Source organism: Streptomyces diacarni (assembly GCF_003323715.1).
Classification (GTDB): domain Bacteria; phylum Actinomycetota; class Actinomycetes; order Streptomycetales; family Streptomycetaceae; genus Streptomyces; species Streptomyces diacarni.
This window is the reverse complement of the sequence record NZ_QOIN01000048.1, coordinates 429,689-443,472: the sequence shown is the minus strand read 5'-3', so window position 1 is coordinate 443,472 and position 13,784 is coordinate 429,689. Positions and strand designations below refer to the sequence as shown.

Below are 13,784 nucleotides of genomic sequence, written 5' to 3'. Positions count from 1 at the left end.
CGCGCTGGAGGTACGGAAGACGGCGTCGCGCCCTCAGGACGCGGCGGCGCTCTCCAACTCGCGGCGGCCGTGCGGTGTCCGCTTCCCCGGCGGCGGGGCGGAGGCCGCGTCGTCCGGCACCCGGAGGGTGTGCCCCCGCAGGGGCTTGGAGGTGCGCCAGCCGCCGACCCCGAGTTGGAAGTGGACGTCCCAGGTGCCGGGGGCGAGGGGAGCGCCGTGGTCGGCCGTGGCGGGGTCGAGGGTGAACTCCGCCGTGTAGCGCAGGGTGCGCGCGTCCGGTTCCCCGGTCCGGCCCCGCAGCCGGGCTGCGGCCTTCGCGCACAGGTTGTGCAGACGGCTGTAGGGGCCGCTGTCTGCCGCGGCCCGTTCGGCCGGCACCTCGGCGACCTGCCAGGTGGTGGGGACGCTCAGCACGGTGCCGCCCTCGCGGTGCCGCAGTTGGCCGCGCACGTTGCTGCGCCGGACCGCCTTGGCGAAGTCGGCCACCTCGGCCGCCGTCTCCACGTCCGCGACGCGGGGCGGCAGGCACAGCCGGAGGCGGCGTTCGTCGGGCCGCAGGAAGACGAGCGGTGCGGCGGTCCGCCCCCTGCCGCGCTCCCGCACCAGCGAGGAGGTGCACCGCATCCGCAGCGCAGCGCCTTGCGACCGGGTCGACTCCACCCGCGGCCGCTGGACGACGCCGGTCTCGAAGGCCGCCTGTTCCTCGGCCAGTGCCAGGTCGCCGTGGCGGGCCAGGGCCGCGACGACGCGCAGCCGCGTGGGCAGCGCCGTGTCGGCCTCCTCGGGCAGCTCGGCTGCCAGGGCGCCGACCGCCTCGAACCAGGCGGCCCTGCGCTCGGCGGGCTGGTCGAGCAGGCGCCGTCCGGCGATCCTCTCCAGCGCCTTCTTGCCGTACCACTTGGCCGTCAGCCGGTTGCGGTGGCGGCCCGCGGGGACGTGGGTGTCCGGTGCGTCGAGGATCGCGAGGACCTTGCGGACGCTGTCGATGTAGGGGGCCGGGTCGATCCGCTCGTAGCTGACGTTGTGCTTGCCGTCGGCGTGCCGCACCCAGTGGTAGCAGGTGTAATCGTGGACGGTGGCGACCCGGTCGGTGAGGAGGAAGGCCCGCAGGGTGAACATGTGGTCCTCCAGGCGCACCCTCCCCTCGGGGAAGCTCAGTCCGTGTGCCCGCAGGAAGTCCGTCCTGAAGAGCTTGTGCACCGTCATCGAGGCCAGCAGCGTGGTGTCCTCGCGCAGGTCGCAGGAGGCCATCGGCTGCTCGAACAGGGCGCGCGGTGCCTGCCGCCCGTGCCCTGCCATCCGGCCGATCACGATGTCGGCGCCGGTCTCGCGCGCCCGCGCGTAGGTGCGCTCCAGCGCTTGGGGGGCCAGCCAGTCGTCGTCGTCCACGTAGTGGACGAACTCGCCGCGTGCCGCGTCGGTACCGACGTTGCGTGGCCGTCCCGGCCAGCCCGAGTGGTCGATCCGCAGCACGCGGGCCGTCTCCTGGGCGTCCTGCCTGGCTATCTCGGCCTCGAGCAGCGCGACGGTGTCGTCGCTGGACTCGTCGTCCACGTAGATGATCTCGAACTCGGAGCGCGGCATGCTCTGTGCCAGGAAGGAACGGAGCCCGGTGAGCACCGTCTCACCCGTGTCGTGGGTGGGCACGACGATGCTGACCTTGACCGGCTGCCGGCCGGTGTCGGGAGCTGTGTGCGCTGAGGTGCGCGCTGTGGTGTGCACTGCCGCCTTCCGGGTCGCTGACATCCCTGCGTGTGACCTCCCTAGCTTGTGACGTCCCTGCGTGTGACATCGCTGCGTGTGACGTCCGCGGGGCGGGTGCCCGGCGCCACGCTGCCGAATCCCCGCCAGTCCCGCCCCGCTCCGCTCCCGCCGGCCGCGTCCCCGGCCTCACAGGAAAGGAGGCCTAGCGCACGTCGAGCGGGATCTCGCACCAGACGCGCTTGCCGTTGCCGCGTGGTTCGACGCCCCAGTCGGTGGCCAGCTCCTCGATGAGGACGAGGCCGCGGCCCGACGTGGACTGTTCGGTGGCGGCGCGGCGCTGCGGGGAGGCGGGTGAGGTGTCGGTGACGGCGATGCGCAGGGCGCGGCCCCCGGCGCGCACCGGCCTGGCCGTCAGTGTGGCGTCGCCCCCGGTGTGCAGCAGCGCGTTGGTGGCCATCTCGCTGGCGAGGAGCTGGGCGGTGTCGCTGAGGTCGTCCAGTGACCAGCGGTGCAGCGCGGTGCGCAGGGCCTGGCGGGCGGCCTGGAGCGAGTGCGGGTCGTTGGTGGTGATGGTGACGGCCATCTGGGGTGCGGTGTGGCGCCTGCCGGCGGCGCGTCTGAGCAGCAGCAGTGCGACGTCGTCCTCCTGGCCGGTGAACGCGCCCATCGTGTGCAGCAGGTGGTCGGCCAGCGGGTCGGGGCGCAGTGGCCCGGTTCTGACGGCGTCGATGAGCTGGTCGCGGCCCTGGTCGATGTCCTTGGTGCGGGACTCGATGAGGCCGTCGGTGCACAGCAGCAGGGTGGATCCGGGGTCCAGTACCGTCTCCGCGGTCGTGTAGGGGGGTTGGGTCGACGGTGCGGTCAGCCCGAGCGGCAGACCGCCCGGGGTGTTGAGCCAGACGCAGCTGCCGTCGGGGCGGCGCAGTACCGGGTCCAGGTGGCCGGCGCGGACGCTGACCGCGTGTCCGGTGTGCGGGTCGAGCAGGACGACGAGGCAGGTGGCGAACCTGTCGGTGTCCAGTTCGGCGAGGAAGGCCGAGGCGCGTGCCATCACGGTTGTGGGCGGGTGCCCCTCGGCGGCGTAGGCGCGCAGGGCGATGCGCAGTTGGCCCATCACGGCGGCGGCCGTCACGTCGTGTCCCTGCACGTCGCCGACGACGGCGGCGATCCGCCCGTCGGGGAGGGTGACGGCGTCGTACCAGTCGCCGCCGATCCCGCCTCTGGCGCGGGCCGGGCGGTAGCGGGTGGCCATGGACAGGCCCGGCACGTGCGGGATGTGCCCCGGCAGCATCGCCGTCTGGAGCCCCGTGGCCAGTTCGTGTTCCTGGTCGTAGAGCAGGGCGCGCTGGAGCGACTGGGCGATGGTGCTGCTCAGCGCGGTCAGTACGGTCCGCTCGTCGTGGGTGAAGCGGGTCTTGCCGTCGTAGGTGAGGCCGAGGGCGCCGATGGGGGTGTCGTGCGCGATCAGCGGCAGGTAGACGGCGGCGGTGGACTCCGGTACGGCGCTCAGGTAGGCGCCCAGTCCGGGGTAGCGCCGGGCGAATTCCTGGCGGTCGGTCACGAAGACGGGCTTGCGGGTGCGGACGGCCTCGCTCAGCGGCAGCGGTTCGGCGATCCGGGCCAGGTGGAAGTCGCGGATCAGCCCCTCGGGCACACCGTTGGCGCCGACGAGTCCCATGCGGCCGCCTTCCGCCAGCCCGAGCAGGATGCTGGAGGCGCCGAGCCGTCGCAGCAGCAGGTCGGTGCTCAGCGCCTCGGCCACGTCGCCGACGGTGACGGTCGGCGCGAGGGCCTCGTTGACGTGGCCGACGATGTCGGCCTGCCTGCGGCGGTCGCTCTTGGCCTGCCGCAGTTCCCGCGTCTGGTCGACGGCGCGCAGTTCCTGGCTGGCGTCGCGGATGATCCCGATGACGTGCGCGGGCTCCCCGTGCTCGTCGCAGACGACGGTGCCCTGGGAGTGGGTCCAGCGCAGCGACCCGTCACGGTGGCGTACCCGGAAGTAGAGGCTGTAGCCCGTGTGCTCCTTCAGCGCACGGTCCACCCGCGCCTGGATCTCGGGGAGTTCCTCGCCGAGCATCCGCTGGGCGAGGGTCGCGGTCCGGTTGTCGTACTCCTCGGGGCGGAAGCCCATCACGGCGAGCCCGGCGTCGTCGTAGCGCATCTCGCCGCTGGCCAGGTCCCAGGCGAAGCTCCCCATCCCGTTGAGGGCCAGAGCCACGTGCGGGGCGACCGGTGGGTCGCCGTGCAGCCCGTGCGCCCTGTTCGGTTCGCGGAAGCGGTGCATCGCTCTCTCCCGGGGTCGGCCCGCCGGGCGGGGCCGGCAGCGGCCACGGCTTCCTTGGCAAGGCCGCTTCCCCATCATGCGGCCGAGCCGCGGCAGCCGCCTGCCGGGAAGGCCATCCGTGCCGCCGGCCGCCGTGTCCTGCTCGGACGCCGCTGCCGCCCCGCGGGTGCGGCGCAGCAGGCAGACGGCAGACAGTCGGCAGGCAGCCGCCGGATGCGCCACTGTCGGGGGCGCATCCGGCGGCTGCCTGCCGTGTGCGGTACCGCTGCCCGGCGCCGGGCGGGCCGGGCGTTCCTGACCTGGTCAGGGCACCGTTCGCCTGCCGGGGCCGAACCGGTCGTGTGCCGGTCAGGGCTTGCCGCGGGCCCCCTGGGCTGCCTTGCCCGCGGCCGCCTCCTCGGAGTCGTGCGGGCCGGTGGACAGCTTGCCGCCGGAGCTTTCGATGTGGGCGCGTACGAACCACTGGAAGAGCTCCAGCTGGCGCAGGTGCTCGATCAGCAGGTCCTGGGTGACCAGGTCCGAGGTGTCGGTGGCCTCCACGGCCTTGCGGTGGTCCTCGATGACGCCGGTGTAGACGACGTCGAGGGCGCCGAGGTGTTCGATGGCCTCGGCCCTGCCGAGCGAGTAGTCCTCCCAGGTGCGCTCGGAGACCAGCACGCCGGGAGTGCCCCAGGGCGAGCCGCCGAGCGTGGAGATGCGCTCGGCCGTGTTGTCGATCATCTCGCGTACGGCCTCGACCTGCGGGTCGAGCATTTCGTGGACGGCGATGAAGTGCGGTCCGATCACGTTCCAGTGCACGTGCTTGAGCGTCAACGCCAGGTCGTTGAGGGCGTGCAGGCGCATCCGCAGGAGCCGGATGACGTCGCCGCCGTCACGCGTGGACATGCCGGGGACGGTGTACGAGGGGTTGGACCCGTTGCGCGAAGCGTTGGCTGCCACGGTGCACTCCAATCGTGTGAATCCTTGGGATCCGTGGAAATTCTTCGGAATCGTCAGCGGTGAACCGGAGGTGGTGGTCCGGGGCGCCGCCGGCCTGCGGCGGCGGGCGGGGCGGACCGGAGGGCGAGGGGGTCTCCGCCGAGGGGTGCGGGACCACGGCCGGGGCCGCGTGCCCGTCAGTCTCGCGGCGAGTGCCGCTCCTGGGCGGCGGCGTACGCGAACTGCAGGAAGTCCGAGCCCGCGACGGCCGCCAGGCCGCTGTAGCAGGTACGTGCGGTCGCCGGGGACGCCGCGCGCAGCACGAGCAGTGCGGAGGCCACCCACGGAGCCAGGCAGAACGGGCAGGTGATCAGCTCGCCCACGGCGTGCTTGAGCCCCTTGCCGCGCACTTCCTCCGCGACCTCCGCCGGGGCGCTGGTACCCGCGTAGCGGGTGAAGGGGGCCCTGAAGGGGCTGGCCACCGCGTCCTTGGACACCATCCTGGACAGCTTGTGCGTGGCCAGGGTCAGCAGTACCAGTTCGCGGGGGCTGAGGTCCTGCGGCGCCCGGCGTCCGGCGCAGCGGGCCGCGAGGGCGGCACCCACGGCGCCGGTACCGAACGACGAGAGCACGGCCAGGTAGCCGCCGAGCGGGCGGTCGGCGTCCGGTGCGTAGCGGTGCTCGTGTTCTTGTACGACCTCGCGGGGCGTACGCGGTTTACCCGGCATACAGCGTTACCTCCCAAAACGTGCGCCACGGGGTTCCCCGGCCGCGGGCGGTGAAACGCCCGCCGGCGAGACGCCCGCGGCGGCCGGGGGCCCGTGCGGCGACGTCCTTCGCGGGGTGCTCAGCGGCCGAGTGCCCGCCTGAGTTCCCGCTTGTTCATGTGGGACCGGCCCTCGACGCCCTTCTGCCTGGCCTCGTTGTAGAGCTGGTCGCGGGTGGGGCCGCCGGGGCCGCTGTGGGACCGCTCGCCACCGCGCTTGGGTGCGGGCTTGTCGCGTACGGAGGTGCGGCTGGCGGTCTTGGCCTCGCCCTTCTGGGCGCGCTCCTTGTTGACCGTGCGGGAGGCGATCTCCTTGGCGCGGCCCGTGGAGGTACCGCGTTTCTTGGCCCCCTCCTTGACGTGCTCGTACTGGCGTTCGCGCTTGGCGTTCGATCCGGCAGGCATGGTTCCTCCGTACTCTGTGCGCGTACTCGTTAATCCGTTTCATGCCTTTTGTTGTTTTTATGGTCCGCCCTCGCGCGCCGGACGGCGACCGCACCGGCGCGCGCCCCGGCCGGGTTCCACGTGCGGAACGCACCACACGTGGAACCCGGCATCGGCACCGTCCACCGGAGCACCCGAGCCGGGTCCGCGCCGCGGGGCGGCGACCTCGTACGACCGGTGGATCACTTCGCACGACCGGTGGATCACCTCGCACGAACACGGAAGGAACCGGTCCAGGTGAGCACGAAGGACAGTGGATGGCGTCCGACGGTGGTCGCTCGCGTGCGCCGAGCCGCGCACCGGGCGCGGCAGCAGGCGGGGCCGGAGCGCGAGACAGCGCTCCTGCTCGCCAAGAGCGGCGCCGCGGGCGTGCTGGCGTGGGCACTCGGCGCCTACGTGATCGCCTCACCGCAGCCCACCTACGCGCCCTTCACCGCCCTGCTGGTGGTGCAGTCCACGGCGTACCGCTCCCTGATGCAGTCACTGCGGTACGTGGTGGCCGTCGTGCTCGGCGTCCTGGCGGCGGGGCTGGTGGGGCCGCTGATCGGCGAGAACACGCTCGCGTTCGCGGCGATGCTGTCCGTCAGGCCGCTGGCGCCACCTGGGCAGCCAGGGCATCCAGGTCTCGATCGCCGGCGCCTTCGCCTACCACGCGCTCTCGGGCACCCACCTCCAGATGCTGTGGGAGATCATCCAGATGGCGCTGCTGGGCGCGGCCATCGGCATCGTCGTCGCCATGCTGGTCTTCCCCCCGCTGCGCTACCGCACCGCCGAACGGGGCATCGAGGAGATCAGCCAGGCCACCCAGCTCCTGTTGAGCGACATGGCCGACGGCCTCAAGAAGGGGCTGCCCAGCGAGGAGACGGCGGAGGACTGGCTGCACCGCGCACGCCAGTTGGACGGCACGCTCGGCGCGGCGCGCGAGGCCGTCGAGATGGGCGCGGAGAGCGTCGTCTACAACCCGCGTAGCTGGCTGCACCGCCGTACGAACTCCCGGAGTTTCCAGGGGTACCGCACGCTGATGGAGTCGCTGGGCCGGGCCGGTGAGCAGATCCGCAGCATCAGCTACGGGTTCGTGCGGTTCCACGGCGAGGACGCCACCCGGCCGGGCGACGACTTCCTGTCCGCCTACGGGGAACTGCTGGAGAGCATCTCCGAGGCGGCCGGGCTGATCGGCTCCCTGGAGGACGACGAGGGGGACGATCCCCTGCGCCGCGCCTTGCGGCAGTGCCGCGAGCGGTACGCGCGGCTGCGCGAGAGGGCGGAGGGCGAGGCCTGGCCCAGCCACGGGGTCCTGCTCACGGACGCGGACCGGCTGCTGGTGGAGTTCCGTCACGCCCACCGGCAGGGCGCGGCGCAGCCCCCGCGCAGGGGGTGACACCACTGGTGGGGTGGCGCCACGCGGGGAAGCTCGCCAGCCGTGCGCGCCGCGTCAGTCCGCGGCCCGCATCTCGAACCAGGTGGTCTTCCCGCGGGGCAGCAGGTCCACGCCCCAGCGTTCGGCGAGCGTGTCCACGAGGAAGAGGCCGCGGCCGCTGACGTCCAGCTCACCGACCGGCAGCAGACAGGGCAGCCCGCGCGAAGGGTCGCGGATCTCCACGCGGATCCAGCCGGAGCGCCGCAGCATGCGGATGCCGATGGTGTGCGCGCCGGTGTGCCGGACGGCGTTGCCGACGAGCTCGGAGACGAGCAGCACCGTGTGCTCGGTGATCTGTGCGGAGACGGCCCAGCGCTGCTGGAGGACGGCCTGGGCGAGCCGGCGCGCGCGCCGCGCGGACTCGGGGAGGTTCACCAGCGGCACCTCCCGCACGGTCGGATCGCCCGCACGGTCGAGGACGGTGCTCAACGGCTCGGCGTCCCACATCCGCGCGAGGTCTTCCGGAACCCGTTCGGTCACGCTCGCCACATCTCCCTGACCCGCCATGGCCCCCATCATGACGGCAGGCGCGACCCGTCGTGGGCGGTTCGGCGGTTTCCGGGACGGCGGCGGCGGAGCGTCCGGGCGGGCACGCGGCGGTCCGCAGCGCGCCCTGTTCCGGGCACCCGCGCTCTGAGCTGGCACGACAACCGGTGTTCAAGTGATCACAAGGCGCCACGAGCGGGCGGCGTCGCCCCGCAGAGTGGCGCCCCGCGATCCCCCGCACGGTGCGGTGGTTGGTGACGCCACGCTTTACGCCACCCCCCACCACCCCGGCCGCTCCCAGCAGCCAGGCCGTCGGCCGGCGCCCGTGCGGGCCGGGGCTCAGCGGAAGTTCGCCTTGCCCGGGCCCTCCTCGACGAAGCTGCGCATGCCCGTCTCGCGGTCCTCGGTGGCGAACAGCCCTGCGAACCAGTTGCGTTCGAGCGCGAGCCCCGTCTCGATGTCGGCCTCCAGACCGAAGTCGACGGACTCCTTGGCCGCGCGCAGCGCCAGCGCGGGACCGCGCGCGAGCCGGGCCGCCCAGGCGTGGGCACGCTCGTAGACCTCCGCGTCCGGCACCACGTGGTCGACCAGGCCGATCCGGTGGGCCTCGGCCGCCTCGACCGTCCGCCCCGTGAAGATCAGGTCCTTGGCCTTGGCGGGGCCGACCAGCCGGGAGAGCCGCTGGGTCCCGCCCGCACCCGGAATGAGCCCGAGCAGGATCTCCGGCTGGCCGAGCTTGGCACCCTCCCCGGCGAACCGCACGTCCGCACAGAGCGCCAGCTCGCATCCGCCGCCGAGCGCGTACCCGGTGACGGCGGCCGCCACGGGTTTCGGGATCCGTGCGACGGCGGTGAACGCCTCCTGGAGCCCGCGGGAGCGCAGGACCATCGCGGCGTGGTCCATCTCCTGCATCTCCTTGATGTCCGCTCCGGCGGCGAACACCTTCTCACCGCCGTAGAGCACGACGGCCCGCACGTCGTCGCGGCGGGCCGCCTCCTCGGCGAGTACCCGCAACAGGTCCTGGGTCGCGATGTCGAGGGCGTTCATCTTGGGCCGGTCGAGTCGGATGGTGCCGACGCCGCCTGTGACCTCGAGGCGTGCGGTCGCGCCGCTGGGTTCGTCAATCGTCATGGAGGGAAGGTTAACGGCCGTTACGCGCCCCGAGGAGGGCGCCGGCGCTCCGAGGAGCGCACCGTCCCCGAGGAGCGCGGGACTACTGCGGCGCCGTCCACTTCTCCCAGGACATGTTCCAGCCGTTGAGGCCGTTGTCCGGGTCGATGGTCTCGTCCTTGGAGTTCTTGACCTCGACGACGTCGCCGACCATCGAGTTCTCGAAGAACCAGGCGCCCGGCGAGCCGTTGTCCCCGCCGCCGCGCAGGTCGAACAGGCCGACACAGCCGTGACTGGCGTTGACCTGGCCGAACTGCGGCTTGGGCGTCCAGTAGTTCCCGTGGATGAAGGTGCCCGAGGTGCTCAGGCGCATCGCGTGCGGCACGTCCTTGATGTCGTACTCGCCGCCGAAGCCGACGGTCTCCCCGTTCATCCGGGTGACCGGGTGCTTCTCGCTGATGACCATCTTGCCGTTGTAGGTGGGGTGGGCCGGGCTGCCCGACGTGATCGGGATGGTCTTGATCTTCTTGCCGTCCCTGGTCACCGTCATGGACTTCTTCTCCGCGTCCACGACGCTGACCTGCTGCCTGCCGACGGTGAACTCCACCGTCTTGCGCTGTGTGCCGTAGACCCCCTCGGAGCCCTCGACTCCGCTGAGGTTCAGATCGAGGGTGACCTTCGTGCCGGACTTCCAGTACTCCTCGGGGCGGAAGTCCAGACGCTGGTCGCCGAACCAGTGCCCCTCCACCTCGACCTTCGGGTCCGCGGTGACGGATATCGCCTTCTCCACCGCCTCCCTGTCGGAGACGGGGCGGTTGAACTTGACCGAGACCGGCATGCCCGCGCCGACCTTGTCGCCGTTCTCCGGAGTGAAGTAGCCGACGAAGGTGTTCTGCGGCACGAACGTGGTGAACGCGGCGTGCTTGGCAGAGGCGCGGCCCTCGGTGTCCTCGGCCACCGCGTCGACCGTGTACTTCGTCCCCGCGGCCAGGTGGGTGGCGGGCTTCCAGGCCGAGCCGTCCGCGGTGAGGGAGCCCTTGACCGGGTTGTCCTTGCCGTCCTTGACGCTCACCTTCGTCAGCTTGCCCTTGGCTGCCGTCACCTTGAGCGCGCCGGAGGTCTTCACGTCGTCGGCGCCGTCCTCGGGCGTGATGGCGACCACGGCCTCGGAGGGGCCCTTGGGCACCTTCTCGCCGCCGTCCTTGTCCTTGGCGCGGGCCCCGGAACCGCCGCCGCCCCCGCAGGTGGTCAGCGTCAGCAGCAGGACGACGAGCAGCACCACGAGGCCGACGGCGGAACCGCCGACGACCTGTGCGCGGCCGTCCCCGCGTATCGACTCCCATGACAGCTTGCTCTTGGCCAGGTTCTTCAGGTCCAAGACGGCCCCATCCCTCATGTCCTCACACGGCTCCGCGCACCCGTGTGCGCCCCCGAACACGTCAGCGCGGCCGTCGGGCCGTGGCGGCTCCTGAACGACGGCGTGCGCGCGTCCTGTTAGATAACCACACCGGGGCGAGGCGGCACGTGCCCCGGCGGGTCACCGTTCGGTCGCGGTTTTGGGGAGGTGGAAAGGAGGACCAAGAAGGGCCGGGCGGCTACTTCAGCACCGAGCCGGCCACCCACGCGTTCCAGGGCATGTTCCAGCCGCCGAGCCCGTTGTCCGGCTTGACGGTGCTGTCGTGGGAGTTGCGCACGGTCACCAGGTCTCCGACGAGCGACTGGCCGAAGAACCGCCCGGCGGGCGACTTGTCGTCACCGCCGCGCTTGTCCGCCAGCCCGATGCACCCGTGGCTGGTGTTCTTCTGGCCGAACGTGCGTTTGGGTGCCCAGTAGTTGCCGTGCAGGAAGGTGCCGCTGCGGGTCAGCCGCATGGCGTGGGGCACGTCTTTGATGTCGTACTCGTCGCCGAAGCCGACGGTGTCCCCGTTCATCCGCGTTTCGGCGAACTTCTCGCTGACGACCATCTTGCCGTTGTAGGTGGGGTTCTTCTTCGTCCCCGCCGTGATCTTCAGCTTCTCGACGGTACGGCCGGCGCGCCGCACCGTCAGCGTGCGGCGCTCCACGTCCACGACGCTGCGCTGGTCGCGGCCGATGGTGAACCGCACCTTCTTGCGCTGCGTGCCGTAGACGCCGGGAGCCGCCCGCACGTCCCGCAGCCGCAGGTCGAGGGTGACCTCCGTGCCGGGTTGCCAGTAGGTGCGCGGCCGGAAGTCGAGGCGGTTGTCGCCGAACCAGTGGGCGGCGATTGGCACCTGGGGCTGCGAGGTGACGCTGATCGCGCGCTCGACGGCCGCCTTGTCGGCGATGGAGCGGTTGAAGTCCAGCGAGACGATCATCGCGGTGCCGACGGTCTGGTCGTCCTCGGGGCGGAAGTAGCCGACGAAGCGGTGCGGCGGCACCCGGGTGGAGAAGGTGGCGTGCCGGATCACCCGGTCCCCCTGCCCGTCGACGGCCACCACGTCCACCACATAGGTGCTGGCCAGTTCCAGCACCGTGCCGGAGCGCTGTCCGTCCGGGTGTTCGGCGGTGTCCGCGTCGGTGGCGGGCACGGGGCGCCAGCTGCGCCGGTCGGGTGAGAACCGCCCGGCGACGGGCCGTCCCGCGTCCTTGCCCTTGCGCTCCATGCGCACGCTGTGCAGCTTCCCCTCGGGCACGGACACCTCGACGCGGGCGTCGGTCGGTACGTCGTCCGCTCCGTCGGCCGGCTTCACCTGGATGGCGTCCTCGGGCGGCTTCCCGTCGTCCATGGGGCCGCACCCCGCGGGTGCCGCACACAGCAGCGCGAGCCCCGCCACGAGGGCGCGCACCATCCGGGGCGCGCGTGCCCACCGCGCCGCGCGCCCCGCCGTGGCGCACGGTGCCCCGGCGCCTGCGTCCGTCGTACTGCGTGCGCCCCGTGACATGGTGCGTCCCCGTTCCTGTGTAACCGTTCCGGCGCGTTGGCTGCTGTCCGACCCCCACGGACGTTTGGACCAACGAAGCGCGTGCGAAGGGGACACCACGACCACGCGAGTGAACGAGTTTCCCTTTCGGTGAGGCCCCGGCCCCGGGAGCGAAAATCACTCGCCGGGTGCGAGGGGCCGGACCAGACTGGGGGCCCGTGACCTCTCCCGGTGCCCAGACGGCCTCCCTGCGCTCCCGTAACTTCGTCCTGTTCTTCACCGGTCGGGCCGTCGCCAAGCTCGGTGACGCGATGCTGCCCCTGGCGCTGTCGGCCGGTCTGATCCAACAGGGCCACGGCCCGGGAGCGATCGGTGCGGCGCTGGCCTCGCTGACGGTCTTCCTGGCGGGCTTCGTCATCTTCGGCGGCGTCTTCTGCGACCGGTTCAACACCCGCGCCCTGATGATCGGCTCGGACCTGGCGCGGGTGTGCACGCAGGGGCTGATGGCCGCGCTGTTCCTGACGGGGCACGTGGTGCTGTGGCAGGTGTGCGCGATCGGCGCGGTCAACGGCATCTGCGCGGGCCTCTTCCAGCCCGGCGTCGCCAGCACCATCCCGCGCGTCGCCTCCGACGTGCAGGGCGCCAACGGACTGGTCCGTACCGCCGAGTCGCTGGCGATGCTGCTGGGGCCCGCGGCGGCCGGTGCGCTGGTGGGCTCCTTCTCGCCCGGCGGGGTGTTCGTCGCGCACGCCGCCACGTACGCGCTCAGCGCGGTCTGCCTGGCGCTGCTGCGGCTGCCCGCACAGGCGCCGCGGGCCGAGCGCCCCACCTACCGGGCCGACCTGGCCGAGGGCTGGCGGGAGTTTCGGGCGCGCACCTGGATGTGGAGCGTCATCGTCATCTGGATGGTCTACATGGTCACGGTCTCGGGGCCGCTGGTGCCGCTGACCGCGTCCGAGATCATCCCGGCCGACGGCCCCGGTGTGTTCGGACTGGTCAACTCGGCGCTCGGCGGGGGCACGGCGCTCGGCGGGCTGCTGGCCCTGCGCTTCCGTCCCGTGCGGCAGTTGCGCGCGGGCTCCTACGCCCTGCTCGGCTGCTGCCTCTACCCGGCCGCCGTGGGTCTGGCGCTGCCTCCGGCCGCCATGATGGCGGCCGCAGCCCTGTGGGGCCTGGGTGGCGGCGTCTGGGCCGTGATGTGGTCGACGAGCGTGCAGACGCAGGTGCCGGGAGAGATCCTCAACCGCATCCACGCCTACGAGGTGGCGGGCTCGTTGGCGATGATGCCGGTCGGCCAGGCGCTCGCCGGGCCCGCCGCGCAGTTGTTCGGCGGCCGTACGGTGCTCCTCACGGGCGGCTTCCTCATGATCGGGGTGAGCGCGGCCCTGCTCGCGGTCCCCGCGATCCGCAACCTGCGCGCGGTGACACCGGGTACGGCACTCGCCTCGTCCACGGGAGACACCCGCGCCGCCGGCGACCGGGTGCCCGACCGCGGCGCCTGACCCGCGCTCCCGCGCCTTCCCCCCTTCCGCGCGGCCGACGTGCGCGGTGTGGCCACCGCGCACGAAGGAGCGCGGCGCCGGACGCGGGAGCCGGAGCGCGCGCGTCCGCTATGCGGGCGTCGCTTTCGTAGCAACGAACAGAATCCGGCCAACCTCTGGTCAACGCGTGACGCACTGGTGACATGTACATGCAATTGGTGGCAGGCTGCCGACCGCACGGTGCGGCATTCGTACGCCAGAACGGCCCTCGGTCGGACTTCCGCACGGTGCC

The 13,784-nt window shown here is 72.3% G+C and carries 11 protein-coding genes and 1 pseudogene; 3 read left to right on the top strand and 9 right to left on the bottom strand.

Going from position 1 to position 13,784, the window contains the following annotated elements:
- Positions 1-33 precede the first annotated feature (33 nt).
- The 5 genes from DTL70_RS23870 to DTL70_RS23850 form a co-directional block, all read right to left on the bottom strand.
- Positions 34-1,746, bottom strand: coding sequence for a glycosyltransferase family A protein (locus DTL70_RS23870; RefSeq protein ID WP_114024010.1), 1,713 nt, complete (start codon positions 1,744-1,746; stop codon positions 34-36).
- A gap of 160 nt (positions 1,747-1,906) precedes the next feature.
- Complete coding sequence (locus tag DTL70_RS23865; protein ID WP_114024009.1) at positions 1,907-3,988, bottom strand: SpoIIE family protein phosphatase; 2,082 nt, start codon at positions 3,986-3,988, stop codon at positions 1,907-1,909.
- Between the two features lie 348 nt (positions 3,989-4,336).
- A complete protein-coding gene (locus DTL70_RS23860) occupies positions 4,337-4,873 on the bottom strand; it encodes a Dps family protein (protein WP_114024279.1) in 537 nt (178 codons plus the stop codon).
- A gap of 230 nt (positions 4,874-5,103) precedes the next feature.
- On the bottom strand, positions 5,104-5,634 hold the full coding sequence (locus DTL70_RS23855) for a DUF1360 domain-containing protein (protein WP_114024008.1): 531 nt from the start codon (positions 5,632-5,634) through the stop codon (positions 5,104-5,106).
- 119 nt (positions 5,635-5,753) lie between these two features.
- Positions 5,754-6,077 (bottom strand): plasmid stabilization protein, encoded by a 324-nt coding sequence (locus DTL70_RS23850; RefSeq protein ID WP_114024007.1) that lies wholly within the window; start codon positions 6,075-6,077, stop codon positions 5,754-5,756.
- Between the two features lie 120 nt (positions 6,078-6,197).
- Here DTL70_RS23850 and DTL70_RS35170 point away from each other — a divergent pair.
- Positions 6,198-6,635, top strand: a pseudogene (locus tag DTL70_RS35170) (hypothetical protein); the annotation flags it as partial.
- A 157-nt stretch (positions 6,636-6,792) separates the two neighbouring features.
- Positions 6,793-7,494 (top strand): aromatic acid exporter family protein, encoded by a 702-nt coding sequence (locus DTL70_RS34415; RefSeq protein ID WP_245979591.1) that lies wholly within the window; start codon positions 6,793-6,795, stop codon positions 7,492-7,494.
- 54 nt (positions 7,495-7,548) lie between these two features.
- Here the strand turns inward: DTL70_RS34415 and DTL70_RS23835 are convergent, their stop codons facing one another.
- The 4 genes from DTL70_RS23835 to DTL70_RS23820 form a co-directional block, all read right to left on the bottom strand.
- A complete protein-coding gene (locus DTL70_RS23835) occupies positions 7,549-8,049 on the bottom strand; it encodes an ATP-binding protein (RefSeq protein ID WP_114024278.1) in 501 nt (166 codons plus the stop codon).
- Between the two features lie 309 nt (positions 8,050-8,358).
- Positions 8,359-9,150 carry an enoyl-CoA hydratase/isomerase family protein gene (locus DTL70_RS23830; protein WP_114024004.1) on the bottom strand — a complete coding sequence of 264 codons (792 nt, stop codon included), beginning with the start codon at positions 9,148-9,150 and terminating at the stop codon, positions 8,359-8,361.
- An 82-nt stretch (positions 9,151-9,232) separates the two neighbouring features.
- A complete protein-coding gene (locus DTL70_RS23825; RefSeq protein WP_245979589.1) occupies positions 9,233-10,507 on the bottom strand; it encodes a L,D-transpeptidase in 1,275 nt (424 codons plus the stop codon).
- Between the two features lie 217 nt (positions 10,508-10,724).
- Entirely contained in the window at positions 10,725-12,032 is a 1,308-nt protein-coding gene (locus DTL70_RS23820; protein ID WP_425470400.1) for a L,D-transpeptidase, read from the bottom strand.
- A gap of 197 nt (positions 12,033-12,229) precedes the next feature.
- On the opposite strand from DTL70_RS23820, the gene DTL70_RS23815 reads away from it, so the two are divergent.
- Positions 12,230-13,513 (top strand): MFS transporter, encoded by a 1,284-nt coding sequence (locus DTL70_RS23815; RefSeq protein ID WP_114024001.1) that lies wholly within the window; start codon positions 12,230-12,232, stop codon positions 13,511-13,513.
- Positions 13,514-13,784: the final 271 nt, after the last annotated feature.

Excerpts from the sequence above, each read along its gene's own strand:
- DTL70_RS34415 (WP_245979591.1), top strand. The coding sequence starts at position 6,793 with ATGCTGTGGGAGATCATCCAGATGGCGCTGCTGGGCGCGGCCATCGGC.
- DTL70_RS23820 (WP_425470400.1), bottom strand. The coding sequence starts at position 12,032 with ATGTCACGGGGCGCACGCAGTACGACGGACGCAGGCGCCGGGGCACCG.
- DTL70_RS23830 (WP_114024004.1), bottom strand. The coding sequence starts at position 9,150 with ATGACGATTGACGAACCCAGCGGCGCGACCGCACGCCTCGAGGTCACA.
- DTL70_RS23870 (WP_114024010.1), bottom strand. The coding sequence starts at position 1,746 with ATGTCAGCGACCCGGAAGGCGGCAGTGCACACCACAGCGCGCACCTCA.
- DTL70_RS23855 (WP_114024008.1), bottom strand. The coding sequence starts at position 5,634 with ATGCCGGGTAAACCGCGTACGCCCCGCGAGGTCGTACAAGAACACGAG.
- DTL70_RS23850 (WP_114024007.1), bottom strand. The coding sequence starts at position 6,077 with ATGCCTGCCGGATCGAACGCCAAGCGCGAACGCCAGTACGAGCACGTC.
- DTL70_RS23865 (WP_114024009.1), bottom strand. The coding sequence starts at position 3,988 with ATGCACCGCTTCCGCGAACCGAACAGGGCGCACGGGCTGCACGGCGAC.
- DTL70_RS23860 (WP_114024279.1), bottom strand. The coding sequence starts at position 4,873 with ATGTCCACGCGTGACGGCGGCGACGTCATCCGGCTCCTGCGGATGCGC.
- DTL70_RS23835 (WP_114024278.1), bottom strand. The coding sequence starts at position 8,049 with ATGGGGGCCATGGCGGGTCAGGGAGATGTGGCGAGCGTGACCGAACGG.